A 25,104-nucleotide genomic window follows, 5' to 3' on the forward strand; every position below is an offset into this window, starting at 1 on the left:
CGGCTCGTTGACCATCGTGGAGCCGATGCGGTCCTTCCCCTGCCACAGCCCGACGGTTACACCCGTCGGGTCCGCGGCGAAGGCCGTCCGTCCGGCGTTCATGACGTCGGACGGTGGACTCAGTCCACCGGGGGCACACGGGCACTGGGCTGGTATGGGCGGCCGCCCGGGTAGGTGGCTGACCGTGAGGCGGCTTGGCATGCCGTCCTGGCCGACGAGACAGGCGTGGCACCGGAGAGGCGGGCCGCGAGCAGAGTTCCGGTGAAGGCATCGCCCGCGCCTGTGGTGTCCACGGGGGTGGCGGGCGGGGCCGGTACGTGCGCGAGGAGCTGTCCCTCCGCGGCGAGCAGGGCTCCATCGGCGCCCAGTGTCAGAGCTACGAGTGGGAAGTCGTGACTCAACTTCAGCGCCATGTCCGCCGGTTCCGAGAGCCCGGTCAGCAGCTGGGCCTCGGCGAGGTTGGGGGTGAGGAGGTCCGCTCCCGCGATGGATTGCAGGAAGAGGTCGACTCCGAGGCGTTCGATGAAGCCCGCTGATGCCGGGTCCACGCTCACGGGGATGCTGTGCGCTCGGGCCGCCTTCATGGCCACGCGCGCGTGGGCGCGGGACGAGTCCGCGAAGAACAGGTAGCCCGACAGGTGGAGATGGGCGACGCCCTCCAGGAGGTCGTCGGACCAGTCGTCGGGGGTGAGGCGGAGGGCCGCGCCGCTGTCGGTGAGGAAGGTGCGTTCGGCGGTGGCGTCCACCAGCGAGATGACCTTGGCGGTATGAGCCTCCGGGTCCACCCGCAGGATCGGGCGGACACCCGAGCGGACGAGGGCTTCCTCGTGCCACTCCGCGGAGTCCGGGCCGACGCACGCCAGGAGGCGTACGTCCACCGCGCGCAGGTCCGCGCCCGCGCCGGGGTCCGCCCCTGGGCCCGTGCCCGTCCCCTTGCCGTTGTCCGTGCCCCCGCCCACGCCCGCGTGCGCCGCCCAGCACGCCACGTTCGCGCCCGCGCCGCCCGGCAGGATCGAGATTTCCGCGGCGGTGTCCGTCGCTGCGGCGAGGGGAGTGGTGTGGCGGGCGACGATGTCCGTCACCACGTCTCCGATGACCAGCAGGCCGCCGGCGGTCCCGGCGCCTGCCCCGGCAAGGGCCCCAGCCCGAGTCCCGCCCGTCATCCAGCCCCGCCCCTCACTCGGACCGGGACCACGCCGCGGCGATCTGCGCCGCCAGGCGGACGTTGCCGCGTACCGCCGCCAGGTTCGCCTCCAGCGACGCACCGCCCGTATGCCGCACCAGGTAGTCCAGGAGGAAGGGGGTCACCGCCTGACCCGTGACGCCCTCCCGGGCGCAGGCCGTAAGAGCTTCCTCCAGTACGCGGTCGTGGAGTTCCGTGTTCAGCTGATCCTGCTCCGGGACAGGGTTCGCCACGATCAGCGCCGACTCCGTACCCGATCTCGTACCTGGTTCCGTACGCGAGTCGGTACTCGATCCCGTACCCGGTTCCGTACGCGACTCCGGGCCGTCCAGTCCGTCCTGGGCCCGCATGATCGCCGCGACTTCCTCCGGCTCCCGCACTGTCCAGTCCACCGGCTCCCCCGAACTGCTCACGTAGAAGCCGGGGAAGTGATCCGTCCGGTAGCCCACCACCCCCACCCCCAGCGTCTCCAGGCGCTGCAGCGTCGCGGGCACGTCGAGGATCGACTTCACGCCCGCGCAGACGACCGTGATGCGCGTACGGGCGAGGAGCCCGAGGTCCGCGGACTCGTCCTGCGTCGTCGTCCACTCGCGGTGTACGCCGCCCAGGCCGCCCGTCGCGAAGATCCGGACCCCGGCGCGGGCCGCCAGGAAGGCCGTACCGGATACGGTCGTCGCCCCGCTCGCGCCCGTCGCCAGTGCCGGGGCGAGGTCGCGGTGGCCCAGCTTGCGCAGCGAGCGGTCGTCGGCGATCCGCTCCAGCTGGGTCTTGTTGAGGCCTACATGGGCCCGTCCGTCGAGGACCGCGATGGTGGCCGGTACGGCGCCGGCGGCGCGGACGATGCCCTCCAGCTCCTCCGCCACGCGCAGATTGCGGGGCCGCGGAAGTCCGTGGGCGATGATCGTCGACTCCAGGGCCACGACAGGACGGTGGCCCGCGAGCGCTTCCCGTACTTCGTCGGACAGGGCGATCAGGGGGGTGGGCATCGCTGCGCGGCTCCTGTCACGTGGGGGTCTCGTCGGGTTCGCGTACGGGTTCGCGTACGGGTTCCCGTATGGGTGCTGGGGGGCGGCAAGGGGGGCATGCCCTTTCCCCATCCATGGCATGGCTGCCTCTGAGTCAAACCTTTGCCCCAACACCCCTTGACTCGGAACACCATACGGGTGGAAAAACATGACACAACTTGAAAAGTGTTGAGAGTTCGTTTCGATGCGTCCAGGAGTCCTGGAGTCCTGGCGTCCAGACGCCCCTGGGAACGGGACTCGGCCGACTCTCCGGGGGGCGTCATGTTCCGGACCCGCCTCACCCTCGGCGTCAGAGGTATCGGACGCATCAGATCTCGCCTCAGCCTGCTCGTCGCCGCCGTCACCGGCACAGCCTTGACGCTCGTCGTCCTCGCGCCGCGCGCCTCCGCCGAGCCCGCCACCCCGATCGGCTATCCCTCCGGCGCGACCGCCACCCGCTACTCCGGTCTCGCCTTCGACACCTGCACCGCACCCACCCTCGCCGCGATGAAGGCATGGAGCGCCTCGCCGTACCGCGCCGTCGGGATCTACTTCGGCGGTGTCAACCGCACCTGCGCCCAGCCCCAGCTGACCGCGAGTTGGGTCACCGAAGTGACCAAGCTCGGATGGCGGCTGCTGCCCATCTACAAGGGTCTTCAGCCGCCTTGCGGCGCGCGGCCCCAGGACACGAAGATCACCCCCGCGGGCGCGGGCACCGAGGGCAAGGCGGCGGCCACCGACGCCATAGCCAAGGCCAAGGCGCTCGGCCTCCTCCCCGGCAGTGCCTTCTACAACGACATCGAGCCCTACTCGCGGACCGACCCCACCTGCCGTACCGCGGTCCTCAAGTACCTCTCCGCCTGGACCAAGGAGCTGCATGCCCGCGGGTACGTCTCCGGCGTCTACATGAACCTCAACCTCGGCGCGAAGGACCTCTCCGACGTCTACAACTCGACCGCCTCCGCCCGGCCCGACGCGCTCTGGGTCGCCCGCTACGACGGCAGCTCATCGCTGACCGGCTGGGCGAACATCGCGAACTCCAAGTGGGCCGTGCACCAGCGGGCCAAGCAGTACACCAACAGCCACGACGAGACGTACGGCGGCGTGAAGATCAATATCGACAACGACCGGCTGGACGCGCCCGTTGCCACCGTCGCGTACACGTACAAGGTGACCAGCTCCACCGCCCTCTCGGCGCGCAGCGGGCCGTCCACGTCGTACGGCGTCGTGCGCTCCCTCGCGCCCGGATCGCCGGTCAAGGCGGTATGCCAGGCGTCCGGCTCCAAGGTCGGTACGACCTCCGTCTGGGACAAGCTCTCCGACGGCACGTACGTCTCCGACTACTACGTGAGCACCCCCTCGAACACCGGCTACAGCGCGCCCCTGCCCCGCTGCACGTATCCCTACCAGGTGACGGCGGCCGGCGGGGTCAACCAGCGCACTGGTCCCGGCACCTCGTACGCGACCGCGGGCACGCTGCCCGGCGGCGCGCTGGCCTGGGTGGTCTGCCAGGCGAGCGGCTCGGCGGTGAGCGGAACGAAGGTGTGGGACAAGCTCGACACCGGGCGCTGGGTCTCCGACTACTACGTGTCCAACGCCAGCAATACGACGTACAGCAAGCCGGTGCCGCGCTGCTGAGCTTTCGGGGGCGGGAGCGGAGGCCGGGGGACCGGGGGCCGCTGCCGGTTCGGGCTTCGGGGCATGATGGGAGGCGTGCGGCTCGAAGCGATCTCCTGGGAACGGCTGACCGGCGCGCTCGCCGACCGGATCGCCGAGCTGAAGGCCTCGGACGGCGGCCCGTGGCTGCGCGTCGCGATCGACGGCGCACCGGCGGCCCGCCCCAAGGAGCCTGCGGAGCGGCTGGCCGAAGCCCTGCGTGTGCTCGGGCGGCCGGTCAGGACCGTGGCGGCGGACGGCTTCCTGCGTCCCGCTTCGCTGCGCTACGAGTACGGGCGGGAGGACCCGGACGCGTACTACGACGCCTGGCTCGACACGGGCGCGCTGTGGCGGGAGGTCTTCAATCCGCTGGAGCCGGGCGGCAGCGGGCGCATCCTGCCCGACCTGTGGGACCCCGGCACCGACCGTGCGACGCGCAGCCCTTACGTCGAACTGCCGCCCGGCGGCGTGCTGATCCTGCACGGGGCCCTGCTCCTCGGGCGCTGGTTCCCGCTGGATCTGTCGGTGCACCTGATGCTGGCGCCCGCCGCGCTCGCCCGCCGCACGGAGGAGGGCGAGCGGTGGACGCTGCCCGCGTTCGCGCGCTACGAGGACGAGGTGGGGCCGGGGGAGGCCGCCGACGTCGTCGTACGGGTGGACGACCCCCGGCATCCGGCGTGGAGCGGTTGGCGGGCGTGAGCAAGTCCGTCCCCCTCAGTCGCTGACACAGCATGAGGAAACGGCTACCGCCAGTAAGTGATCGTGATCACGTCCGGCCGTCTTTTGAGTCCGGAGCAGCCCTGCCAGTCTGGACCGAATTACGTGAGCGGGTGTCAACTCTGTGGCGCCCGCTGCCTGTTCTGACCTGACCGATCGGAGAGGGGCACTGTTTGATGAGATCGGCGAGATTGTTATGGGGGCTTACAGCGCGCAAGCCGCGGACGGCACGGCGGGGATGGCTGCGGAAGGGGCCGCGGACAGGGCCGAGGAAGGAGCCGAGGAAGGGGCCGAGGAAGGGGCCGGGGACAGGGCCCAGGACAGGGCCCAGGACAGGGCCGCGGGCAGCACTGATCGCGGGCCTCCTAGGAACGCTGCTGCTGACGAGCGTGGCCGCGCTACCGGGCACCGCTGCCGCCCGGGATTCCTCGGGGACGGCGTACCCCCTGATTCTCGACGTGGACCTGACGCCGAACCCGTCGTGTTCCCGTACGGTCCACGCGCGCGTGCAGGTCTACCACCCCGCGGGCGCCAGGGCCGGAGCGGAGGTCGAGTGGCGGGTCCGGACCGGTGGCGGCGACCGTCTGGCCGGGGGAACGGTCGTGATGGCCCGCTCGGTTGCCGTCGCGGAGTTCAGCATTCCCGCCGAGGAGGTCCCGTCGGACGCCGCATTGACGGTGGACGCGCGCGTGCTGCGTACCGCCGCGGGCGGCGCGCCCGGTGACTTCGGCAAGCCCTGGCGGGACCGGATCGGCCGGGGCTGCGACCCGGTGCGTGTGGCGTCCGTCGGCGACTCGGTGGTGTGGGGCCAGGGGCTCGACCACGACCAGAAGTTCCCGTACCTCACCGGCGAACTCCTCGGCCGGGAGACCGGACGCGGGCATCAGCACGTCGACTACGCCATCTCCGGCGCGGTGCTCGACGCGCCGGACCTCCCGCCCGGCAACGAGGACGCCGCCTGCCTGGAGCGCACGGAGAAGCAGGACCCGGACGGCGACGGCGAGATGGAGTTCGGGGAGATCACACAGCAGATGCCGGACGTGTTCTGCCAGCTCGAACGGGCCGGAGCGCAGGCACGGTCCGGCGGATACGGTCTCGACCTGGTGATCCTCAACGGGTGCATCAACGACATGGACCCCTTCTTCGGCATCGGCGCCGGCGTGACGCCGGGGTCGGAGAGCGTGCCCCGGGCCGTGCGGCGCGAGTGCGAGGGCGTCGGTGCGGCCCCCGAGAACCCGGCCAAGGACGTCCCCTACTTCAGTGGCGCCAAGGTCGGGTACGGAGGGCGCGGCATCAGGGCGGCCATCGAGAAGGCGCACTCCCTGCCCGGCCACCCCAAGGTGATCGTGGCGGACTTCTACTACGCCTTGAGCCGCAAGAGCTCCCCGCTCCCGGCGACGTGGTGCGCGGCTCCTGGGCTCCGTGGCGCACAGCGGGCCACGTGCAGGGGCGCGCTTGGCAACGCGGAGGAGCGATACGAGCAGTTCACGCAGCTTGCGGGCGAGGCCTACCGCGCGGCAGCCGAGGCCGCCAACCGCGCCTCCCCCGACGGTCCTTACGCGGTTGCGGCCGACGGTCTGTTCACGCTGGACAGTGCGTTCCACGCCCCGCAGTCCACGGTGTGGGGGAACCCGCTGACCGATGCGCAGTACTCACTGCGCAAGTTCGCCTGCCCGGAGCTCAGCAAGACGCCGGTCCAGTGCCTGAGCGCGTCGGTGGGGCATCCGGATGTCCGCGGCGCCCGGCAGTACGCCGACAGCTTCCTGCTCAACCCGCGCGTGCGCGACTGGTTCGGCCTTCCGTCGCACGGACACCGAGTGTCGTTCACGGTCACCGGGGACGCGCAGCCGGTCGGATCCGTGGTCCGATTCGCTGTGGACAGGCCCGAGGGGGAGGCGGGCACCGGACACCGCTACGACTGGTATTTCGGTGACGGGACCCACCTGCGGACCGACAAGCCGACGACCACCCACGTCTACGACCGCCAAGGGCCCTACCTGCCACGGCTGGTCGTGACCGACTCCGGCGGACAACGGACGCTGGCGGAGGCGCCGTCACCGGTCTCGGTGACTGGGTGATTGGGTGACTGGGTGGCTCCGTGACCCCGTGACCCCTGACCGAGATTCGGCGCGAGTCGCGGACGGGTGACTGGGTGGCGGTCGGCCGGCGGTTCGGGGCCGCCGCGGTCGGCCGTAGGGCGAGGCGGCGGCCTGGCCGCCCGGACGCCCGTACGCCCGGGGCCGCCGGGCCGCCCGGACGCTCGTACGCCCGGTCGCCCGGTCGCCCGTGTCTGCGGCAGCGTCAGCCGGACACCGCGCGCAGCGCGCCCGGCCGGCGGCCGGTGAGGCGGTCGAGCGCGGCGGAAGTGGCGTCGTCGGCGGCGAGGTGGACGATGAGGCACTGGTCGTCGTCCGCGGGCAGTTCGAGGGTTTCGTACGCCAGGCGCAGCTCGCCCGCCTCGGGGTGGACCAGCCGCACGATGCCGCTGGACTTCGGGAGGCCGGGCAAGGTGTCCACGCGCTCGGTGAAGGCCGCCCCCGCGGTGATGGCCAACTCGTCGGCGAGCACTGCCACATGCTCGTCCGCCCGGAACGGCCCCTGCTTGAGGGCGGCGACCTGTTCGTCGGCGATACGGTCCCAGTCTGGGTAGGCGGTACGGGCCCGGTCGTCGGTGAAGACGAAGCGGGCGAGGTTCGGGGGCGTGCCGTCCAGCAGTCCGATGGGGCCCGCCAGCCGCTCGTAACCCGCCGTGCAGGCGAGGATCTCGCTCAGCCGGTTCAGCAGGACGGCGGGGGCGGGTTCGAGGCGGTCGAGCAGCGCCTGCACGGTGGGGCGTACGGTGCGCGTCGGCGTCGCGCCCCCCATGCAGGCGAAGCCCCCGTCGGCGGCCTTGGTGAGGCGGTGCAGGTGGATGCGTTCGCTCGGCATGAGCCGTAGCGCGTCGGCCAGCGCGGAGAGCACCTGCGCGGACGGCCGGCGGTCGCGCCCCTGCTCGAGCCGCGTCACGTACTCGACGCTGACCCCGGCGAGCGTGGCCAGCTCGGCCCGGCGCAGGCCGGGCGTACGGCGGCGGGGGCCGGTGGGCAGCCCCACCTCTGCGGGTGTGACGGCTTCACGGCGGATGCGCAGGAACCTGCCCAGCTCGTTGTCGCTCACGTTTCGAACGTAACAGCCGGGGCTGCCGGGATCGTGGCCCTGCCACTACCAGTCTCAGCCCGGTCTTCTTGGCTTCCGCTCCGCCCGGCAGGTTGAGACCTGGGCCCACGGGGGTGGGCCCACGCGGTCCCTCTCGGGACGCGAACAGTTCGGACAGATGGCAACAAGGAGTACAGACATGCCCAGTGAGCCCCTCAACCTCGCAGTGATCATCGGCAGCGTCCGGCAGGGCCGGTTCGGCCCGGTGGTCGCGAACTGGTTCGTCGAGCGCGCCGAGCAGCACGGCCAGTTCACGGTCGACCTCATCGACCTGGCGGATACGCCCCTGCCGGTCGAGCTGCCGCCCGTGCCCCCGGTGCTCCAGCCCAAGATGGACCGCCCTGCCGAGATGGCGGACCTCACCCGGCGGATCGAGGCCGCGGACGCGATCGTCGTCGTGACGCCGGACTACAACCGCAGCTTCCCGGCTTCGCTGAAGGCCGCTATCGACTGGCACTTCACCGAGTGGCAGGCCAAGCCGATCGGGTTCGTCGGCTACAGCGGCGCAAGCGGAGGGCTTCTGGCGATAGAGCAACTGCGGCAGGTCTTCGGCGAGTTGCATGCCCACACGGTCCGGGACTACGTCTCCTTCCCCCGCTTCTTCGAGCTCTTCGGCCCCGACGGCACTCTCAGGGAACCCGAAGGCCCGAACGGCGCGGCGAAGGTCCTGCTCGATCAGCTCCTGTGGTGGGGCTCGGTCCTCCACGACGCCCGCCGCGACCGCCCGTACGCCTCCGCGATCTAGGCCATCCCGGCTGCACTTCGCCCACGCCCCGCCCCTCCCCGAAACCAGGGGCTACGCCTCTGGGCCCCTACGCCTCTTGGCCCCTACGCCCCCTGGATCCCGCTGGGGGGCCTGGGGCTGGGCGCCCGGTTCAGGGAGGGGTGGGGCCGGGGGGACTGCGACGGCGTCGACGGGTGGTCCGGTAGAGGCCGTTGCTAGATCAGGCGCGTGATCTCGCCGGGCACGCGGTAGAAGCCCCCCGGAAGCCGGGTGCAGCGAGTCGCCGGCGAAGACGTACTGGCCGCCGGGGGCCGTGGCGCAGGAGTAGACGACCGTGTCGCACTGGTACGAGGCTTCGACGGCCCCCGTCGCCTTGGCCGGTGCACATGTGCACCGGCCGTGCTCCCTTTCGCGTCGGCCCGCCGGACTGGCGTACTGGTTGTCCGGGCCGCGGGCAGTCAGTGCCGTGCGGCGCCAAGGCGGGAGGGTGTGCGGTGAAGTGGCGGCGCAAGCGGCGGCAGGGGCGGCGCGAGAACGACCTCGCCGAGTACGCCAGGAACTTGCTCGATCAAGGGGACCGCGACGGCGCCTTACGCCTGTGGCGTGAGCTGGCCAGGACAGGCGACGCCACGGCCGCCGCGAAGCTGGTGATCGAGTGCGCCACCGACGGGTTGTACGACGAGGCGCTGATCTGGTGGGCCAAGGCCGTCGAGCGGGGCGTGGACATCCCGCTCCACGAGCCCGGCGCACGGCTGCACGACATGGGCCGCAAACCCGCGGCCGAGGGGTGGTGGCGCAAGGCCGCCGAGGCGCGGAACGACGACATCAGCCGTGAGCGGCTGGGCGTGGCGCTGCGCGAGCGCGGGCGCGCGGATGAGGCCGAGGAGTGGCTGCGGCCGGGTGCGGAGCGCGGACACGGCGGCTGCGCACGGGAGTTGGCCGCGCTGTATCTGGAGCGGGCGGAAGCGGCGAGCGGCGAGCGGGACAAGCAGGCGCACGCCGCACGGGCGCGCAACTGGGCGCAGCGGGCGGCAGTCGCGGGAGACGCGCGAGCCCGGGTGCTGCTGCTCCAGCTGGAGCTCTGACCGGGTTCTGAGCCGAGCTCTGAGCCGAGCTCTGAGCCGGGTTCTGAGCCGGGTTCTGAGCCGAGCGAGTCGAACCCTGAGTCGAGCTCTCCGTACCCGTGCCATCAGAACAGCGGCTGCGGCAGTACGCCCTCCAGCGCCAGCAGCGCGCGCTTGGTCTCCAGGCCGCCCCCGAAGCCCCCGAGCCCTCCGTCGCTCTCGACCACACGGTGGCAGGGAACGACGACAGGCAGCGGATTGGACCCCATGGCCACGCCCACCGCCCGCGCCGCGCCCGGCTCGCCGACCCGGTCGGCGAGGTCCTGGTAGCCGACCACCGTGCCGTACGGGACGCCGGTCGCCAGCTCGCGCAGCACCCGCCGGTTGAAGCCGCCGGACAGCGACCAGTCCAGGGTGAGGTCGAACGTACGGAGCGTGCCCGCGAAGTAGGCGCGGAGCTGGCGGACCGTTTCCGCCAGGAAGGGGTTCTCCGTAGCCTCCACCGGCTCTCCGCCGAGTCGCCCCGCCAGCCGCTCCAGCGCCCTGCGCGCCGTCTTCTCGTCGGCGTGGAACACGACGTTGACCAGGCCCTCGTTGGTCGCCGCGAGCAGCAGCGGTCCGATCGGGGTGCCGGTCACGGTCCAGGTCACGGTGCTCATCTCACGCAGCGTAGCGCCCGGAAGGACATCACCACGCGCGCGTGCGGAGGCGTGAGGCGAAGCGCGCGAGGGCGAAGCGCGTGCCGAAGCGCGTGAGGCGAAGCTGAAGCGAAGCGCGCGAAGCGCCGCGCAAAAGGCGCGGCCGCGCCCCGGTCGGGGGCGCGGCCGCATGGGCGCCGTGGGCTTCCCGGGAGTCGGAGCTACGGCGCTGTGGCACCGGAGAAGGAGCCGGACGCGCCGGAACCGGCGTCCGCGGCGTCCCCCTCCGTCGCCTCGCGGACGACGTCGGGTGTGTTGGTGATGATCCCGTCGACTCCGTATCCAGCGAGCCGTGTCGCGTTGGGACCGTCGTTGATCGTCCAGGTGAACAGCTCGAGCGGTCGCCAGTGCGCGCCCCGCAGGGCGTGGACGGCGGCCACGTACTCGGGGGTCACGGTCTTGTAGTTCGGGTTGATCTGGTCCGTGAACGCGGCGTACTGCGGCAGGTCGGCGACCGCCGGGGTGCCCAGAAAGCCGGTCTTCACGTCGGGCCGCAGCTTGTGGACCGTCTTGACGGAGTCCGCGCTGAACGACTGAATGATCAGCTTGTGCCGGACGTGGTACCAGTCGAGCCAGCCCTCGCCGCGCAGCTCCCGCAGCGTCTGCCTCTCGATGCCCGGGTACAGCTCCGGTGCCTTGATCTCCAGCAGCAGCTTCTGGTGGTTGGCGCTGACCCGCTTCAGATACTGCTCGAGCGTGGGCACGCGCGCGCCCGCGTAGTCGGGTGAGAACCAGCTGCCCGCGTCGAGCCGCTTGATCTCCGCCAGGGTGAAGTCGGCGACCTTCCAGGGCGAGCGGTCGGGGAAGACCTGCTCCACGTCCGTGGTGCGCTTCAGATCGGTGTCGTGGATGACGACCAACTCGCCGTCCTTGGTCCGCTGGACGTCGTTCTCCACCCAGGCCGTGCCGAGCTCATCGGCCTTGTCGATCGCCTCGAGCGTGTTCTCGGGGGCGTACGCGGATGCGCCGCGGTGCGCGACGACCACCGGACCGTGCGACGTGCCGGAGTCCGCGGCCTGTGCCGCGGGGGTGGGGAGGACGAGTGCGGAGAAACCCAGAAGCGCGCCAACAGTGGCTGCGACAGTGCGTGTATGCACGTGGACTCCTCGCGTCGGCTGTGCGGGGACGGGCTGAGAGTCCCAGCTGGGTGCCAACGAGGGACAGGCTCAGAATGGCCAAAAGTTGAACAGGACACCTCAGGAATGTCGGGGCGCGGCATTCCAGGCATCGGCGCCGCCGGCCGGCCGCCCGAGGCCCTGGCCTCCCCTGCCTCCACCGCCCCGTCGGCCCCGCGAGCGCTCGCCGGGTCCGTTGTCAGTGCCGAGTCGTACGGTGGTTCCATGCGGCCCGTATCCCAGATCGAACGCACCGTGGCGCCCTTCGAGGTCGTCAGCCCCTACCAGCCCAGCGGTGACCAGCCCACGGCGATCGCCGAGCTGGAGCGGCGCATCAAGGCGGGCGAGAAGGACGTCGTGCTGCTCGGCGCCACCGGCACCGGCAAGTCGGCGACCACCGCCTGGATGATCGAGAAGCTCCAGCGGCCGACCCTCGTCATGGCGCCGAACAAGACCCTCGCGGCCCAGCTGGCGAACGAGTTCCGCGAGCTCCTGCCGAACAACGCGGTCGAGTACTTCGTGTCGTACTACGACTACTACCAGCCCGAGGCGTACGTCCCGCAGTCGGACACGTACATCGAGAAGGACTCCTCCATCAACGAGGAGGTCGAGCGGCTCCGCCACTCGGCGACGAACTCGCTGCTCACCCGGCGGGACGTGATCGTGGTGGCATCCGTCTCCTGCATCTACGGCCTGGGCACCCCGCAGGAGTACGTGGACCGGATGGTCCCGCTCAAGGTCGGCGAGGAGATCGACCGCGACCTGCTGCTGCGCCGCTTCGTCGACGTCCAGTACACCCGCAACGACCTGGCCTTCACCCGCGGCACCTTCCGTGTCCGCGGCGACACCATCGAGATCTTCCCGGTCTACGAGGAGCTGGCCGTCCGGATCGAGATGTTCGGCGACGAGATCGAGGCGCTCTCGACGCTGCACCCGGTCACCGGCGAGGTCATGACCGAGGACGACGAGCTCTACGTCTTCCCGGCCAGCCACTATGTCGCGGGTCCCGAGCGGATGGAGCGGGCCATCTCCGGCATCGAGTCCGAGCTGGGGGTGCGGCTGGCCGAGCTGGAGAAGCAGGGCAAGCTGCTGGAGGCCCAGCGGCTGCGCATGCGCACCACCTACGACATCGAGATGATGCGGCAGATCGGCAGCTGCTCCGGGATCGAGAACTACTCGCTGCACATCGACGGCCGCGAGTCCGGCTCCGCCCCGCACACCCTGCTCGATTACTTCCCCGAGGACTTCGTCCTCGTCATCGACGAGTCCCATGTCACGGTGCCGCAGATCGGCGCGATGTACGAGGGTGACGCCTCGCGGAAGCGGACGCTGGTCGAGCACGGCTTCCGGCTGCCGTCCGCCCTGGACAACCGCCCGCTGAAGTGGGAGGAGTTCCTGCAGCGGATCGGCCAGACCGTGTACCTCTCCGCCACCCCCGGGCAGTACGAACTGTCCCGCTCCAGGGGTGTCGTCGAGCAGATCATCCGGCCCACCGGCCTGGTCGACCCCGAGGTGGTCGTCAAGCCCACCGAGGGCCAGATCGACGACCTGGTCCACGAGATCCGTACGCGTGCGGAGAAGGACGAGCGGGTCCTGGTCACCACCCTCACCAAGAAGATGGCCGAGGACCTGACCGAGTACTTCCTCGAGCTCGACATCCAGGTCCGCTATCTGCACAGCGACGTCGACACGCTGCGCCGCGTCGAGCTGCTGCGCGAGCTGCGCTCCGGCGAGTTCGACGTGCTGGTCGGCATCAACCTGCTGCGCGAGGGCCTCGACCTGCCGGAGGTGTCGCTGGTGGCGATCCTCGACGCCGACAAGGAGGGCTTCCTGCGGTCCGGCACCTCGCTGATCCAGACCATCGGCCGCGCGGCGCGCAACGTCTCGGGCCAGGTCCATATGTACGCCGACAAGATGACCCCGGCGATGGAGAAGGCCATCGAGGAGACCAACCGCCGCCGGGAGAAGCAGATCGCGTACAACAAGGAGCGCGGCATCGACCCGCAGCCGCTCCGGAAGAAGATCAACGACATCGTGGCGACCATCGCCCGCGAAGAGGTCGACACCGAGCAGCTGCTCGGCACCGGATTCCGGCAGGGCAAGGAGCTCAAGGGCAAGGCCCCGGTGCCCGCGCTGAGCGGCGCTGCCCGCGGCAAGGCGGCGGCGGGCAAGGCGGTCCGGGGCGCGAAGGATGGCCGGGAGCTCACGGACCGGCCGGCCACCGAGCTCGCCCAGCTCATCGAGGAGATGACGGACCGGATGCGGGCCGCCGCGGCGGAGCTGCAGTTCGAGGTCGCCGCGCGGCTGCGCGACGAGGTCGGCGAACTGAAGAAGGAGCTGAGGCAGATGAGGGAAGCGGGGCTGTCCTGATCGGCGTGTGTTGCAAGAGCGCCACAAATTGACGTGGTCGTTGCCTCACTGTCAGTGGCGCTGCGTAGGGTTTCAATCCAGCCGCGCAGACGAACGGCTGCGATGAATGTGTTTGAGAGGGGACAGCGCGTGAGCGTCAACTTGTCCAAGGGGCAGGGCATCAGCCTGCAGAAGTCCGACGGGGGCGCCCTGAGCGCGGTGCGGATGGGCCTGGGCTGGCAGGCGGCGCCTCGCCGCGGACTCTTCGGGTCCCGCACGAGGGAGATCGACCTCGACGCATCGGCCGTGCTGTTCGCCGACAAGCAGCCCGTGGACGTGGTCTTCTTCCGCCACCTCGTCAGTGACGACGGCTCCGTCCGGCACACCGGCGACAACGTGGTCGGCGGCGCGGGGCAGGGCGGCGACGACGAGGCCATTCTCGTCGACCTCCAGCGCGTGCCGGTTCACATCGACCAGATCGTCTTCACGGTCAACTCCTTCACCGGACAGACCTTCGCCGAGGTGCAGAACGCCTTCTGCCGTCTTGTCGACGAGACCAACGGTCAGGAGCTGGCGCGCTACACGCTGACCGGCGGCGGCCAGTACACCGCGCAGATCATGGCCAAGGTGCACCGCGCGGGCGGCGGCTGGCAGATGACCGCCGTCGGCAACCCGGCCAACGGCCGCACCTTCCAGGACCTGATGCCGGCGATCCTGCCCCACCTGTAGCACCACCCCGTTCCGCGCCAACGGCTCCCGGAGGCACGCGCCCCGGGAGCCGAACAGCACCACCCGCGAACGCGAACCGGTGGCACCACCGACACGTACGAGACGACGAGGGGAACGCGATGACGGCCGAGCTGGTGCGTGGGCAGAACCACCCACTGCCCCAGGCCCGTTTGGAGATCCGGGTGTCGGCGGGCAAGCCTGTCGTGGCCGGAGCCACCCTGAGCGACGAACAGGGCACCATACGAGGCGCCGACTGGGTCGCCCACCCCGCATCGCCGAACCTCCCCGGCCTCGAGGTCTCCAAGCAGGCCGCGGCCGACCACCGGCTCGCCGTCGACCTCGACGCGATGCCCGGGCCCGTCCACCGGGTGAGCGTGCTGCTGGCGCTCCCGGTCGGCGTCGGCGGCCCGGTGAGCTTCGCGGGCCTCGCCGCGCCCTTCGTCGCCGTCACCGGCCTCGACGGCACCGAGATCGCCAGCTACACGATCACGAGTCTCGACAGCGAGTCCGCCGTCGTCGCCCTCGAGCTCTACCGCAGGCAGGGCACCTGGAAGGTACGAGCTGTGGGCCAGGGTTACGCGGGCGGGCTCGCCGCCATGCTCCAGGACCAGGGGCTGCCCCAGGCCGCCCAACTCGCCGCCGCCATCAACGAGGCCGTCGCCCAGGGCCTGGCCCGCTCCGTTGCCGCGCCCCCGCCGCGCCCCTCCGACGGAGGCGGCCGGGTCCGTACGGCCGCGGCCGGCGGCAGCACTGGCGACGGCTCAGGCGGCCCTTCAGGACCGGCGCCCATACCACCCGTACCGCCCGGGCCGGGGCCCGTCCCGTCGCCCGGCCCCGAACCCGTCCCGCCCGCTCAACCGGTGGCCAACGGCCCGGTCAACTACCAGCACCCCGGCCGTACTCCGGCGGCGCCGCCCGTACCGCCGCCGCCCGCGCCGCCCGCCCAGCCCGGTCAGCCCGCCCAGCCCATCGCCGGCGACGCCACCGGCTGGACCATGGACGAGCGGCTCTACAACCAGGTCTGGGGCATGTTCGAGGACCTGGCCCGCACAACCGCCGCCTACCGCAGCGCCGTTGACTTCGCCGAATCACGGATGGAGCAGGAGCTCGACCGGGTGCTCTCCGATCCGCGCTCGCGGATCGGCAGTGCGGGCGACGCCGCCCGCGCCGAGGCCCGCGCCAAGCACGCCCAGCTCGTCGACCAGGCCCGCGCCGCCCTGGACCGCGACCTCGCCCAGCTCGCTGCCGAGTCCGAGGTCGTCGAGCCCGCGCTGCCGCCCGCGTTCGCCCGCTGGGACAGCCCGGTCTGGCAGGGCTACCGCGTCCCGATGGAGACCCCGATGGCGCTGCGCCTCGGCGACCTGCATCTCCCCGAGCGCCCCGAACTCCGCATCCCCATGCTCATCCGGCTGCCGCTGGAGCGCGGGCTGTGGGTGGACAGCGGCAGGACCGGCTCGGCCGAAGGGGCACTGGCCGACTCCGCCGAGCTGCGCCGGCTGGCCATGGACACCGCCGTCGCGCACGCCGCCCGTATGCTCGCGGTCCACCCGGCAGGGGAGTTCACGGTCCAGGCGATCGACCCCGCGGGCTCCGCCGCGTCCTCGCTCGCTCCGCTGACGCAGTCCGGTGTGCTCCGCGAGCCGCCCGCCTCCGGCGCCGGGGGAGTGACGGCCGTGCTGGCCAGGCTGACGCAGCGCGTCGACCTCGTCCAGATGGCCATCCGCGGCGGGGCGTCCGACTCGCTGCCGCCCGACCTGGACACCGCGGAACAGCTGCTGATCGTCAACGACTTCCCGCACGGCTTCGACGACCGCGCGGTCACCCAGCTGCGCTACCTCGCGGACGAGGGCCCCGCCGTGGGCGTGCATCTGATGATGGTCGCCGACCGGGAGGACGCGCGGGAGTACGGGCCGGTGCTCGACCCGCTGTGGCGGGCGCTGCTGCGGATCACCCCGGTCCCCGACGACTACCTGGCCGACCCCTGGGTCGGGCACGCCTGGACGTACGAGCCCGCGCTCGCCCCGGCCGGGAGCGCGGTGCTGCATCAGGTACTCGGCCAGGTTGCCGAAGCCCGTCGGGCCTGGGGCCGCTGACCTGCACCCTTGGCTCCCCTTTGCCAATCCCTTTACCTTTCCTTGGTGTTCCGTGTACTCTTCTTGGCGCGGAGGGGAGTACTCCTGCTGCGACGTTCCCGTCAGTACGGATCGGTGACAGATCCCGGGGCGTCGGCCCGGTGTGGCGTGGTGCGCCATCACGGGTGGAAGAGACCTCCGGCAGTTACGACAGCTGTGACGCTGAAACCTGCCGTACGACTCTGCCGGAGGAGCAGTGGACGTTTCCCTCACCCTGTGGGTGCTGACCATCGCCGGTCTGTGTGCCCTGATCGCGGCCGACTTCTTCATCGGGCGCAAGCCCCATGACGTGTCCGTCAAGGAAGCCGGAATCTGGACGGCCGTCTGGATCGTTCTGGCCGCCCTCTTCGGCCTCGGCCTGCTGGTCTTCGCGGGCGGGCAGCCCGCGGGCGAGTTCTTCGCCGGATTCATCACCGAGAAGTCGCTGAGCGTCGACAACCTCTTCGTCTTCGTCCTGATCATGGCGAAGTTCGCGGTGCCCTCGCAGTACCAGCAGCGGGTGCTGCTGGTGGGTGTGCTCATAGCGCTCGTGCTCCGCGCGGTCTTCATCGCAGCCGGTGCGGCGATCATCGCCAGCTTCTCCTGGGTCTTCTACCTCTTCGGCGCCTTCCTCATCTGGACGGCCTGGAAGCTCATCCAGGAGGCGCGCGCGGAGGAGCACGACGAGGAGTACGAGGAGAACCGCCTGCTCAAGGCGGCTGAGAAGCGCTTCGGCGTGGCCGACCGCTACCACGGCACCAAGCTGTTCATCCAGCAGCACGGCAAGCGCGTCATGACCCCGATGCTCGTGGTCATGCTGGCGCTCGGCACCACGGACGTCCTCTTCGCGCTGGACTCCATACCGGCGATCTTCGGCCTCACTCAGGACCCGTACATCGTCTTCACTGCCAACGCCTTCGCGCTGATGGGGCTGCGGCAGCTGTACTTCCTGATCGGCGGGCTGCTGAAGAAGCTGGTCCACCTGTCGTACGGGCTGTCGGTCATCCTCGGCTTCATCGGCGTGAAGCTGGTGCTGCACGCGCTGCACGAGTCGGGGGTCCATGTCCCGGAGATCAGCATTCCGGTCTCGCTCGGCGTGATCTGCGGGGTGCTGATCATCACGACGATCACCAGCCTCCGTGCGTCAAGGAAGCTGGCGCAGGCGCAGGCGCAGGCGCAGGCGCAGGGGCGGGACGAGGCCGGGGCCCGGGCCGAGGAGAGGCTCGACGCCTGACGCCGCCCGCTCGCCCCCGCGGTGCGTTGCGGACCGGCGTCGCGGGTACCCGCTGTGGACGAGAGGTTCGTATGCACGCCATCGACACCCTGGACACGGCCGGCCTCGGCAACCGCAGCTATCTCGTCGCCGGTCCCCGGACGGCCGCGGTCGTGGATCCTCCGCGCGACATCGACCGGGTGATCGCCGCGGCCGAGCGCTGCGGCGCCCGCATCGCGTACGTGGCCGAAACCCACGTCCACAACGACTACATCACCGGCGGCCTCGAACTGGCCCATGTCACCGGCGCCCGCTACCTCGTACCCGCTGGCGCCCAGGTGTCGTACGAGCGGACCGCGGTGGCCGACGGTGACACGATCCCGGTCGACGACGGCCTGGCGCTCGAGGCCGTCGCGACCCCCGGACACACCCCGCACCACACCACGTACGTCCTGCGCGACGACGGCCGCCCGGTCGCCGCCTTCACCGGGGGCTCGCTGCTGATCGGCACGGTCGGCCGCACCGACCTGGTCGAACCCCGCCTGACCGAGCAACTGGCCCGGGCCCAGCACGCCTCCGCGCACCGGCTGGCCGACCGCCTCCCCGAGGACACCCAGGTCCTGCCCACGCACGGCTTCGGCAGCTTCTGCGCGTCCGGCCCGTCGCGGACGGCGGACCGTACGACCGTGGGTGCGGAGCGCAGGAGGAACGAGGCGCTGGTCCAGGACGTCGACACGTTCGTGGCGCGGCTGCTGGCGGGCCTGGACGACGTGCCCGCGTACTACGCGCACATGGGGCCCGTGAACGCCGCCGGGCCCCCGCCCGTGGACCTGACCCCGCCGAAGGCCGCGGACGCCTCCGGTATCGCGGCCCGGCTGAGGGCGGGGGAGTGGGTCGTGGACCTGCGCAACCGGGTGGCGTTCGCCGCGGGGCACGTGCGCGGCTCGTACAACTTCGAGGGCGAGGGCCAGTTGGCCACCTACCTGGCCTGGCTGATGCCGTGGGGCAAGCCCGTCACGCTGCTGGCCGAGACGCCAGGACAGATCGCCGACGCCCAGCGTGAGCTGGCCCGCGTCGGCATCGACCGTCCGGCCGCGGCGGCCACCGGCGAACCGGCGGACTGGGTCGCCGGGGACGACCGGCCCAGCGGCTTCCGGCGGGCGGGCTTCGGTGCCCTGGCGGAGGCGGTGCGGCGCGGTGATCAGCCGGTGGTCCTCGACGTGCGCCGGGACTCCGAGTACGCGGACCGGGCTCTGGCGGGCTCGGTGCACATCCCGATTCACGAGCTGTACGGGCGGCTGGCGGAGGTGCCGCCCGGGACGGTCTGGACGCACTGCGCGAGCGGCATGCGCGCCGCGACGGCGGCGTCCATGCTGGACGCGGCCGGACGCACGGTCGTCCTGATCGACGACCACTTCGAGGCGGCGTACGAGGCGGGGCTGGCGGTGGTGTGAAAGCGGTGGCGTGAGACGGGCGACGCTCGAGGGGCAACGCGAGAGGCGCGGCGGGCCGCGTCTCCGGCAGCAGCGCGAAGCAGCCCAGCGGACGATGGGGGCACCCGCATCGCCCCGCGGAACGCATGCCCACAACGCGGTCACCACCCGCGCTTGCGCCACTCCGGCAGGTGCGGGCGCTCGGCGCCCAGCGTCGTGTCGTTGCCGTGGCCGGGGTAGACCCAGGTCTCGTCCGGGAGCGCGTCGAAGAGCTTGGTCTCGACGTCGTGGATGAGGGTGGCGAAGGCGTCCGGGTCGTTGTGCGTGTTCCCGACCCCTCCCGGGAAGAGGCAGTCGCCGGTGAACACGTGCGCGTGCCCGTGCGGGTCGTCGTAGACCAGGGCGATGCTTCCCGGGGTGTGCCCGACGAGGTGGCGCGCGGTCAGCTCGACCCGGCCGACGCGGATCGTGTCGCCGTCGTCCACCAGGACATCGGTCGGTACCGGGATGCCCGCCGCGTCGTGGCGGCCCGCGTACGTCCGCGCTCCGGTGGCCTCGACGACCTCGGCCAGCGCCTGCCAGTGGTCGGCGTGCTGGTGGGTGGTGACCACCGAGGCGATGCCGCCGTCCCCGATGAGGTTGAGCAGGGTCCGCGGCTCGTTCGCCGCATCGATCAGCAACTGCACATCCGTGGCGCGGCAGCGCAGCAGGTAGGCGTTGTTCTCCATGGGGCCGACCGCCACCTTGGAGATCATCAGGTCCGTCAGCTCGTGCACATCCGCGGGTCCGCCGACCGTCACAACTCCGCTGTACGTCATGCCGTCAGCCTAGCGGCGGGAGGTCGGGCAGGGCGGAGCCGTGGGCGTCGAGTCCGGCGCCGTCGGAGCGGCCCGTGAGCCAGCCGAGCAGGGCGGCCGCGGGCCCGCTGACCACGGCCTCGACACCACCGTCCGTACGGCCCGCACGCCCCGTACGCCAGGCGCGGCCGTCGTCCGTGCGGATCTCCAGGGCCGGGACGTCGGGGCGGCCCGCGAACCGCTCACCCGCGACGTACTCCAGGTCGCGGTCGACGAAGGAGTCCGGGAGGTCCTCGATCTCGCAGCCGGTGCCGAGGTCCACATGGTGCAGCTCGACCTCGATGAGGCGGCGGAAGGGCACCCGCTCGGCGAGGTCGGTGACGCCGCCCCGCAACTCGACGGTCCGCTGCCACGCCTCGGGATGAAGCGCGGCGGCCGCGGTGTTGAAACGGTCGGCGCTCGCGAGCAGGTCCTCGATGTGGGCGGCGAGCGGGCGCTGCGCGTCGCGCTCGATGTCCGCCGCCCTGATCTCGGCGCTTGCGTACATCGGGATGTGGGTGCCGGTGCGCGCCGAGGTGAGGACGTTGACCATGGCGTCGGCGTTGCGCGCGAGGTGGGCGAGCACATGGCCGCGCGACCAGCCCGGGAGCCGGGACGGCTCACGGAGCGCCGCGTCGTCCAGCTTGCGCACCGTCGCGAGCAGCCGGCCGGTGGCCTCCTGGACGGCGGCCGTGTCCTGGACGTGGTCGATCACGTGATCATTCATGACTCGACGCTATCGCCGACACACGTTCGGGTGAAGGAGGTGAAGAGCCCCCGTAAATCGAATGCGCGTGCTATAGGCTCAGCTCTGGCATCAATAAGACATCGCTGTGGCGCCCCCCATACCCTGGACCGCGGGGGTGCGGCGCACCTCCGCCTCTCTCAAGAAAGGTGCCGACCGGCGTGGCCGACCGTCTCATCGTCCGTGGCGCTCGCGAGCACAACCTCAAGAACGTCTCGCTCGACCTGCCCCGGGACTCCCTTATCGTCTTCACCGGCCTGTCGGGTTCCGGCAAGTCCTCCCTCGCCTTCGACACGATCTTCGCCGAGGGGCAGCGGCGTTACGTCGAGTCGCTCTCCTCGTACGCGCGCCAGTTCCTGGGCCAGATGGACAAGCCCGATGTGGACTTCATCGAGGGCCTGTCCCCGGCCGTGTCCATCGACCAGAAGTCGACCTCGCGCAACCCGCGCTCGACGGTCGGCACGATCACCGAGGTCTACGACTACCTCCGCCTCCTCTTCGCCCGCATCGGAAAGCCGCACTGCCCCGAGTGCGGCCGCCCGATCTCCCGGCAGTCGCCACAGGCGATCGTCGACAAGGTGCTCGGCCTGGAGGAGGGCAGCCGCTTCCAGGTGCTCTCGCCGCTGGTGCGCGAGCGCAAGGGCGAGTTCGTCGATCTCTTCTCCGACCTCCAGACCAAGGGCTACAGCCGGGCCCGGGTCGACGGGCAGACGATCCAGCTGGCCGACCCGCCGAAGCTGAAGAAGCAGGAGAAGCACACCATCGAGGTGGTCGTGGACCGCCTCACCGTCAAGGAGAGCGCGAAGCGGCGGCTGACGGACTCGGTCGAGACAGCGCTGGGGCTCTCCGGCGGGATGGTGATCCTCGACTTCGTCGACCTCGACGAGGACGACCCGCAGCGCGAGCGGATGTTCTCCGAGCACCTCTACTGCCCGTACGACGACCTGTCCTTCGAGGAGCTGGAGCCGCGCTCCTTCTCCTTCAACTCGCCCTTCGGCGCCTGCCCCGACTGCACCGGTATCGGCACGCGCATGGAGGTCGACCCCGAGCTGATCGTTCCGGACCCGGAGAAGTCGCTCGACGAGGGCGCCATCAGCCCGTGGTCGCACGGCCACACCAAGGACTACTTCGCCCGGCTGACCGGCGCCCTCGCGGACGCGCTGGGCTTCCGTACGGACATCCCGTGGGAGGGACTGCCGCAGCGCGCGAAGAAGGCTCTGCTGCAGGGCCACCGGACGCAGATCGAGGTGCGGTACCGCAACCGCTACGGGCGGGAGCGCGCGTACACGACCTCCTTCGAGGGCGCGGTGCCGTTCGTCAAGCGGCGGCACTCGGAGGCGGAGAGCGACAGCAGCCGGGAGCGCTTCGAGGGCTATATGCGCGAGGTGCCCTGCCCGACCTGTGAGGGGACCCGGCTCAAGCCGATCGTTCTCGCGGTCACGCTGCAGGGGAGGTCCATCGCGGAGATCTCCGCGATGTCGATCAGCGACTGTGCCGACTTCCTGCGGGAGATGAAGCTCACCGCCCGCGAGAAGACCATCGCCGAGCGGGTGCTGAAGGAGGTCAACGAGCGGCTGCGCTTCCTGGTCGACGTGGGCCTGGACTATCTATCGCTGAACCGTGCGGCGGGCACGCTGTCGGGCGGCGAGGCCCAGCGCATCCGGCTCGCCACGCAGATCGGCTCCGGTCTGGTCGGCGTGCTGTACGTGCTGGACGAGCCGTCGATCGGCCTCCACCAGCGCGACAACCACCGGCTGATCGAGACCCTCGTACGGCTCCGGGACCTCGGCAACACGCTGATCGTCGTGGAGCACGACGAGGACACCATCAAGACCTCGGACTGGGTGGTGGACATCGGCCCGGGCGCGGGCGAGCACGGCGGCAAGGTGGTGCACAGCGGCCCGCTGAAGGAGCTGCTGGGCAACGAGAAGTCGATGACCGGGCTGTACCTGGCCGGCAAGAAGTCCATCCCGACGCCCGAGATCCGGCGGCCGGTCAACGGCACACAGCGGCTCACGGTGCGCGGCGCCCGGGAGAACAACCTCCAGGACATCGACGTGTCCTTCCCGCTCGGCGTGTTCACCGCCGTGACCGGTGTGTCCGGGTCCGGTAAGTCGACGCTGGTGAACGACATCCTGTACACGCACCTGGCGCGGGAGCTGCAGGGCGCCAGGACGGTGCCCGGTCGGCACACGCGCGTGGACGGGGACGACCTGGTCGACAAGGTGGTGCACGTCGACCAGTCGCCCATCGGCCGCACCCCCCGGTCCAACCCGGCGACGTACACGGGTGTCTTCGACCACGTAAGGAAGCTCTTCGCGGAGACGATGGAAGCGAAGGTGCGCGGCTATCTGCCGGGCCGCTTCTCCTTCAACGTCAAGGGCGGGCGCTGCGAGAACTGCTCCGGTGATGGCACCATCAAGATCGAGATGAACTTCCTGCCGGATGTGTATGTGCCGTGCGAGGTCTGCCACGGCGCGCGCTACAACCGGGAGACCCTGGAGGTCCACTACAAGGGCAAGTCCATCGCCGAGGTGCTGGACATGCCGATCGAGGAGGCGCTCGACTTCTTCGAGGCCGTGCCGACCATCTCGCGCCACCTGCGGACGCTGAACGAGGTCGGGCTCGGGTACGTCCGCCTCGGGCAGCCGGCGCCGACGCTCTCCGGCGGCGAGGCGCAGCGCGTGAAGCTCGCGAGTGAGCTGCAGAAGCGCTCGACGGGCCGGACGGTGTACGTGCTGGACGAGCCGACGACGGGCCTGCACTTCGACGACATCAGCAAGCTGATCAGGGTGCTGTCGGGTCTGGTCGAAAAGGGCAACACCGTGATCGTCATCGAGCACAACCTCGATGTGATCAAGACGGCGGACTGGATCGTCGACATGGGCCCGGAGGGCGGCAGCGGTGGCGGCCTGGTGGTCGCCGAGGGCACGCCTGAGGAGGTTGCGGCGGTCCCGGCGAGCCATACCGGGAAGTTCCTGCGGGACCTGCTGGGGGAGCGGGTCAGTGACGCGGTCCCGCAACAGCGCTCGGCGGCGAAGAAGCCCCCCGTGGCGAAGAAGCCCGCCGTGGTGAAGAAGCCGGCCGTCGCGAAGAAGACGGCGAGAACGGCGAAGGCACGCCGGGCGTAGGGGAGACCGGAGGAACGGCGAGCGGGTTGCGGCGGGGCGGCGCCTGCCGCGCCCGAGCATCCCGCGCTAGTCCCCCAGTTCCGCCGCGTACGGCGGCTCCGCGCCCGCGCGGGAGCAGGTGATCGCCGCCGCGCGGGCGGCGAAGCCGAGGATGTCCCGCCACTCGTCCGCGCCGAGCCCCGCCACAGCGCCGGGCGACAGCGCGTCGTGCGCGGCCAGCCGGTGGAGCAGCGCAGCGTTCACCGTGTCGCCCGCCCCGATCGTGTCCACCACGTCCACCTGCTCGCCCGGGACGGCGAATTCGCCGCCGTTCCGGGTCAGCACCCGCACCCCGTCCGCCCCATGCGTGAGCACCACCGCAGCGGGCCCGGCCGCCAGCCACTCGCGCGGTGTGCCGCCGAGCCAGTCCGCGTCCTCCTCCGACAGCTTCAGCAGAGCGGTGTGCGGCAGCCAGGAGCGGAAGCGCGCCCGGTAGGCGTCCGCGTCGGGGATCAGCGCGGCCCGGATGTTCGGGTCGAGGGCGGTGAACAGTCCGCGCCCGGCCTCACGCCGCAGCAATTGCTCGTACGCGCTCGCGCCCGGCTCCAATACCAGCGAGCAGGTGCCCAGCGACACCGCGCGGGCGCTGTCCGGCAGCCGCTGCGGCAGCTCGAAGAGACGGTCGGCCGTGCCTTCGACGTAGAAGCCGTAGCCCGCCGAGCCGTCGGCGCCGATCGCGGCGAGTGCGAGCGTGGTGGGCTCCGGGCCCCGCTGGACCAGCGAGGTGTCCACCCCGTCGGCGCGCAGCCCACGCAGCAGCGCCTCCCCGAAGGCGTCCGTCGATACGCGTGAGCAGAAGGCGACGGGGGAGCCCAGCCGGCCCAGCGCCACCGCCGTGTTGTACGGGCCGCCGCCGCGCCGCGGCAGCAGGGCAGGCAGCTCGGCATCCCCGGGCCCCGCAGCCGGGACGAGGTCGATCAGGGCTTCTCCCGCTACGACGATCACCGGCCGCATCCTCCCTCTGCGCAGTCCGTCCGCCCACCTGCGGCGAGCACGTGGAGGCGAGTGTGTCAGCAGGTAGGGTCGGGCCGCATCACCGGGACCGACCTGTGAAGCACGCTGGAGGATCGCATCGCCATACGCCTTCCGGGACGGCTGCGGGTGGCGGTGCCCGCGCGCCCGCTGTGGTGGGAGAGCCGCCGCGCCATGCTGTTCGACGCGT

Annotated in this window: 19 protein-coding genes; 11 read left to right on the forward strand and 8 right to left on the reverse strand. The window is 71.2% G+C overall.

All coding sequences use genetic code 11. The features are described 5' to 3' along the window. Positions 1-119 precede the first annotated feature (119 nt). Positions 120-1,163, reverse strand: a complete 1,044-nt coding sequence (locus tag ACTWQC_RS00900; RefSeq protein WP_443313504.1) for a carbohydrate kinase family protein — start codon at positions 1,161-1,163, stop codon at positions 120-122. 13 nt (positions 1,164-1,176) lie between these two features. Next, entirely contained in the window at positions 1,177-2,169 is a 993-nt protein-coding gene (locus ACTWQC_RS00905) for a pseudouridine-5'-phosphate glycosidase (protein ID WP_443313505.1), read from the reverse strand. Positions 2,170-2,469: 300 nt separating this feature from the next. On the opposite strand from ACTWQC_RS00905, the gene ACTWQC_RS00910 reads away from it, so the two are divergent. The 3 genes from ACTWQC_RS00910 (at position 2,470) to ACTWQC_RS00920 (ending at position 6,638) form a co-directional block, all read left to right on the forward strand. Next, positions 2,470-3,825, forward strand: a complete 1,356-nt coding sequence (locus ACTWQC_RS00910) for a glycoside hydrolase domain-containing protein (protein WP_443313506.1) — start codon at positions 2,470-2,472, stop codon at positions 3,823-3,825. Positions 3,826-3,900: 75 nt separating this feature from the next. Continuing rightward, positions 3,901-4,542 carry a uridine kinase gene (locus ACTWQC_RS00915; RefSeq protein ID WP_443313507.1) on the forward strand — a complete coding sequence of 214 codons (642 nt, stop codon included), beginning with the start codon at positions 3,901-3,903 and terminating at the stop codon, positions 4,540-4,542. A 407-nt stretch (positions 4,543-4,949) separates the two neighbouring features. Beyond that, the gene (locus ACTWQC_RS00920) at positions 4,950-6,638 is read left to right on the forward strand and encodes a PKD domain-containing protein (protein ID WP_443313508.1); all 1,689 of its coding nucleotides are present in this window, start codon (positions 4,950-4,952) and stop codon (positions 6,636-6,638) included. Between the two features lie 223 nt (positions 6,639-6,861). Here the strand turns inward: ACTWQC_RS00920 and ACTWQC_RS00925 are convergent, their stop codons facing one another. Continuing rightward, the gene (locus tag ACTWQC_RS00925) at positions 6,862-7,716 is read right to left on the reverse strand and encodes a helix-turn-helix transcriptional regulator (protein ID WP_443313509.1); all 855 of its coding nucleotides are present in this window, start codon (positions 7,714-7,716) and stop codon (positions 6,862-6,864) included. A gap of 178 nt (positions 7,717-7,894) precedes the next feature. Between ACTWQC_RS00925 and ACTWQC_RS00930 the strand changes: the two genes are divergently transcribed. Together ACTWQC_RS00930 and ACTWQC_RS00935 are read left to right on the forward strand one after the other, a co-directional pair. Then, positions 7,895-8,500 carry an NADPH-dependent FMN reductase gene (locus ACTWQC_RS00930; RefSeq protein WP_443313510.1) on the forward strand — a complete coding sequence of 202 codons (606 nt, stop codon included), beginning with the start codon at positions 7,895-7,897 and terminating at the stop codon, positions 8,498-8,500. 473 nt (positions 8,501-8,973) lie between these two features. After that, positions 8,974-9,564, forward strand: a complete 591-nt coding sequence (locus ACTWQC_RS00935; RefSeq protein ID WP_443313511.1) for a tetratricopeptide repeat protein — start codon at positions 8,974-8,976, stop codon at positions 9,562-9,564. 104 nt (positions 9,565-9,668) lie between these two features. Here ACTWQC_RS00935 and ACTWQC_RS00940 read toward each other — a convergent pair whose 3' ends face one another. Beyond that, positions 9,669-10,202 (reverse strand): methylated-DNA--[protein]-cysteine S-methyltransferase, encoded by a 534-nt coding sequence (locus tag ACTWQC_RS00940; protein ID WP_443313512.1) that lies wholly within the window; start codon positions 10,200-10,202, stop codon positions 9,669-9,671. 200 nt (positions 10,203-10,402) lie between these two features. After that, positions 10,403-11,338, reverse strand: coding sequence for a glycerophosphodiester phosphodiesterase (locus tag ACTWQC_RS00945; RefSeq protein WP_443313513.1), 936 nt, complete (start codon positions 11,336-11,338; stop codon positions 10,403-10,405). Positions 11,339-11,581: 243 nt separating this feature from the next. Here ACTWQC_RS00945 and uvrB point away from each other — a divergent pair, with 243 nt between their 5' ends. The 5 genes from uvrB to ACTWQC_RS00970 all read left to right on the forward strand — a co-directional run bounded on the left by uvrB (position 11,582) and on the right by ACTWQC_RS00970 (position 19,212). Further along, on the forward strand, positions 11,582-13,726 hold the full coding sequence (uvrB, locus tag ACTWQC_RS00950; RefSeq protein WP_443313514.1) for an excinuclease ABC subunit UvrB: 2,145 nt from the start codon (positions 11,582-11,584) through the stop codon (positions 13,724-13,726). 129 nt (positions 13,727-13,855) lie between these two features. Next, a complete protein-coding gene (locus ACTWQC_RS00955; protein ID WP_443313515.1) occupies positions 13,856-14,434 on the forward strand; it encodes a TerD family protein in 579 nt (192 codons plus the stop codon). A 119-nt stretch (positions 14,435-14,553) separates the two neighbouring features. Further along, a complete protein-coding gene (locus tag ACTWQC_RS00960; RefSeq protein ID WP_443313516.1) occupies positions 14,554-16,527 on the forward strand; it encodes a TerD family protein in 1,974 nt (657 codons plus the stop codon). Positions 16,528-16,762: 235 nt separating this feature from the next. Further along, entirely contained in the window at positions 16,763-17,779 is a 1,017-nt protein-coding gene (locus ACTWQC_RS00965; RefSeq protein ID WP_443313517.1) for a TerC family protein, read from the forward strand. A 71-nt stretch (positions 17,780-17,850) separates the two neighbouring features. Then, on the forward strand, positions 17,851-19,212 hold the full coding sequence (locus ACTWQC_RS00970; RefSeq protein WP_443313518.1) for a rhodanese-like domain-containing protein: 1,362 nt from the start codon (positions 17,851-17,853) through the stop codon (positions 19,210-19,212). A gap of 140 nt (positions 19,213-19,352) precedes the next feature. On the opposite strand, the gene ACTWQC_RS00975 is transcribed toward ACTWQC_RS00970, so the two are convergent. Together ACTWQC_RS00975 and ACTWQC_RS00980 are read right to left on the reverse strand one after the other, a co-directional pair. Then, complete coding sequence (locus tag ACTWQC_RS00975) at positions 19,353-20,009, reverse strand: MBL fold metallo-hydrolase (RefSeq protein ID WP_443313519.1); 657 nt, start codon at positions 20,007-20,009, stop codon at positions 19,353-19,355. 4 nt (positions 20,010-20,013) lie between these two features. Continuing rightward, positions 20,014-20,754 (reverse strand): maleylpyruvate isomerase family mycothiol-dependent enzyme, encoded by a 741-nt coding sequence (locus ACTWQC_RS00980; protein ID WP_443313520.1) that lies wholly within the window; start codon positions 20,752-20,754, stop codon positions 20,014-20,016. Between the two features lie 179 nt (positions 20,755-20,933). Between ACTWQC_RS00980 and uvrA the strand changes: the two genes are divergently transcribed. Further along, on the forward strand, positions 20,934-23,903 hold the full coding sequence (uvrA, locus tag ACTWQC_RS00985; RefSeq protein ID WP_443313521.1) for an excinuclease ABC subunit UvrA: 2,970 nt from the start codon (positions 20,934-20,936) through the stop codon (positions 23,901-23,903). Positions 23,904-23,969: 66 nt separating this feature from the next. Here the strand turns inward: uvrA and ACTWQC_RS00990 are convergent, their stop codons facing one another. After that, positions 23,970-24,887, reverse strand: coding sequence for a carbohydrate kinase family protein (locus ACTWQC_RS00990; protein WP_443313522.1), 918 nt, complete (start codon positions 24,885-24,887; stop codon positions 23,970-23,972). Between the last annotated feature and the right edge of the window lie 217 nt (positions 24,888-25,104).

Origin of the sequence: Streptomyces sp. 8N616 (assembly GCF_052246385.1) — a bacterium.
Taxonomy (GTDB): domain Bacteria; phylum Actinomycetota; class Actinomycetes; order Streptomycetales; family Streptomycetaceae; genus Streptomyces.

What these genes read in the sequence shown, in the direction of transcription:
- ACTWQC_RS00900 (WP_443313504.1), bottom strand. Translation starts at nt 1,163, where the DNA reads ATGACGGGCGGGACTCGGGCTGGGGCCCTTGCCGGGGCAGGCGCCGGG.
- ACTWQC_RS00905 (WP_443313505.1), bottom strand. Translation starts at nt 2,169, where the DNA reads ATGCCCACCCCCCTGATCGCCCTGTCCGACGAAGTACGGGAAGCGCTC.
- ACTWQC_RS00910 (WP_443313506.1), top strand. Translation starts at nt 2,470, where the DNA reads ATGTTCCGGACCCGCCTCACCCTCGGCGTCAGAGGTATCGGACGCATC.
- ACTWQC_RS00930 (WP_443313510.1), top strand. Translation starts at nt 7,895, where the DNA reads ATGCCCAGTGAGCCCCTCAACCTCGCAGTGATCATCGGCAGCGTCCGG.
- ACTWQC_RS00940 (WP_443313512.1), bottom strand. Translation starts at nt 10,202, where the DNA reads ATGAGCACCGTGACCTGGACCGTGACCGGCACCCCGATCGGACCGCTG.
- uvrB (WP_443313514.1), top strand. Translation starts at nt 11,582, where the DNA reads ATGCGGCCCGTATCCCAGATCGAACGCACCGTGGCGCCCTTCGAGGTC.
- ACTWQC_RS00960 (WP_443313516.1), top strand. Translation starts at nt 14,554, where the DNA reads ATGACGGCCGAGCTGGTGCGTGGGCAGAACCACCCACTGCCCCAGGCC.
- ACTWQC_RS00970 (WP_443313518.1), top strand. Translation starts at nt 17,851, where the DNA reads ATGCACGCCATCGACACCCTGGACACGGCCGGCCTCGGCAACCGCAGC.
- ACTWQC_RS00975 (WP_443313519.1), bottom strand. Translation starts at nt 20,009, where the DNA reads ATGACGTACAGCGGAGTTGTGACGGTCGGCGGACCCGCGGATGTGCAC.
- ACTWQC_RS00980 (WP_443313520.1), bottom strand. Translation starts at nt 20,754, where the DNA reads ATGAATGATCACGTGATCGACCACGTCCAGGACACGGCCGCCGTCCAG.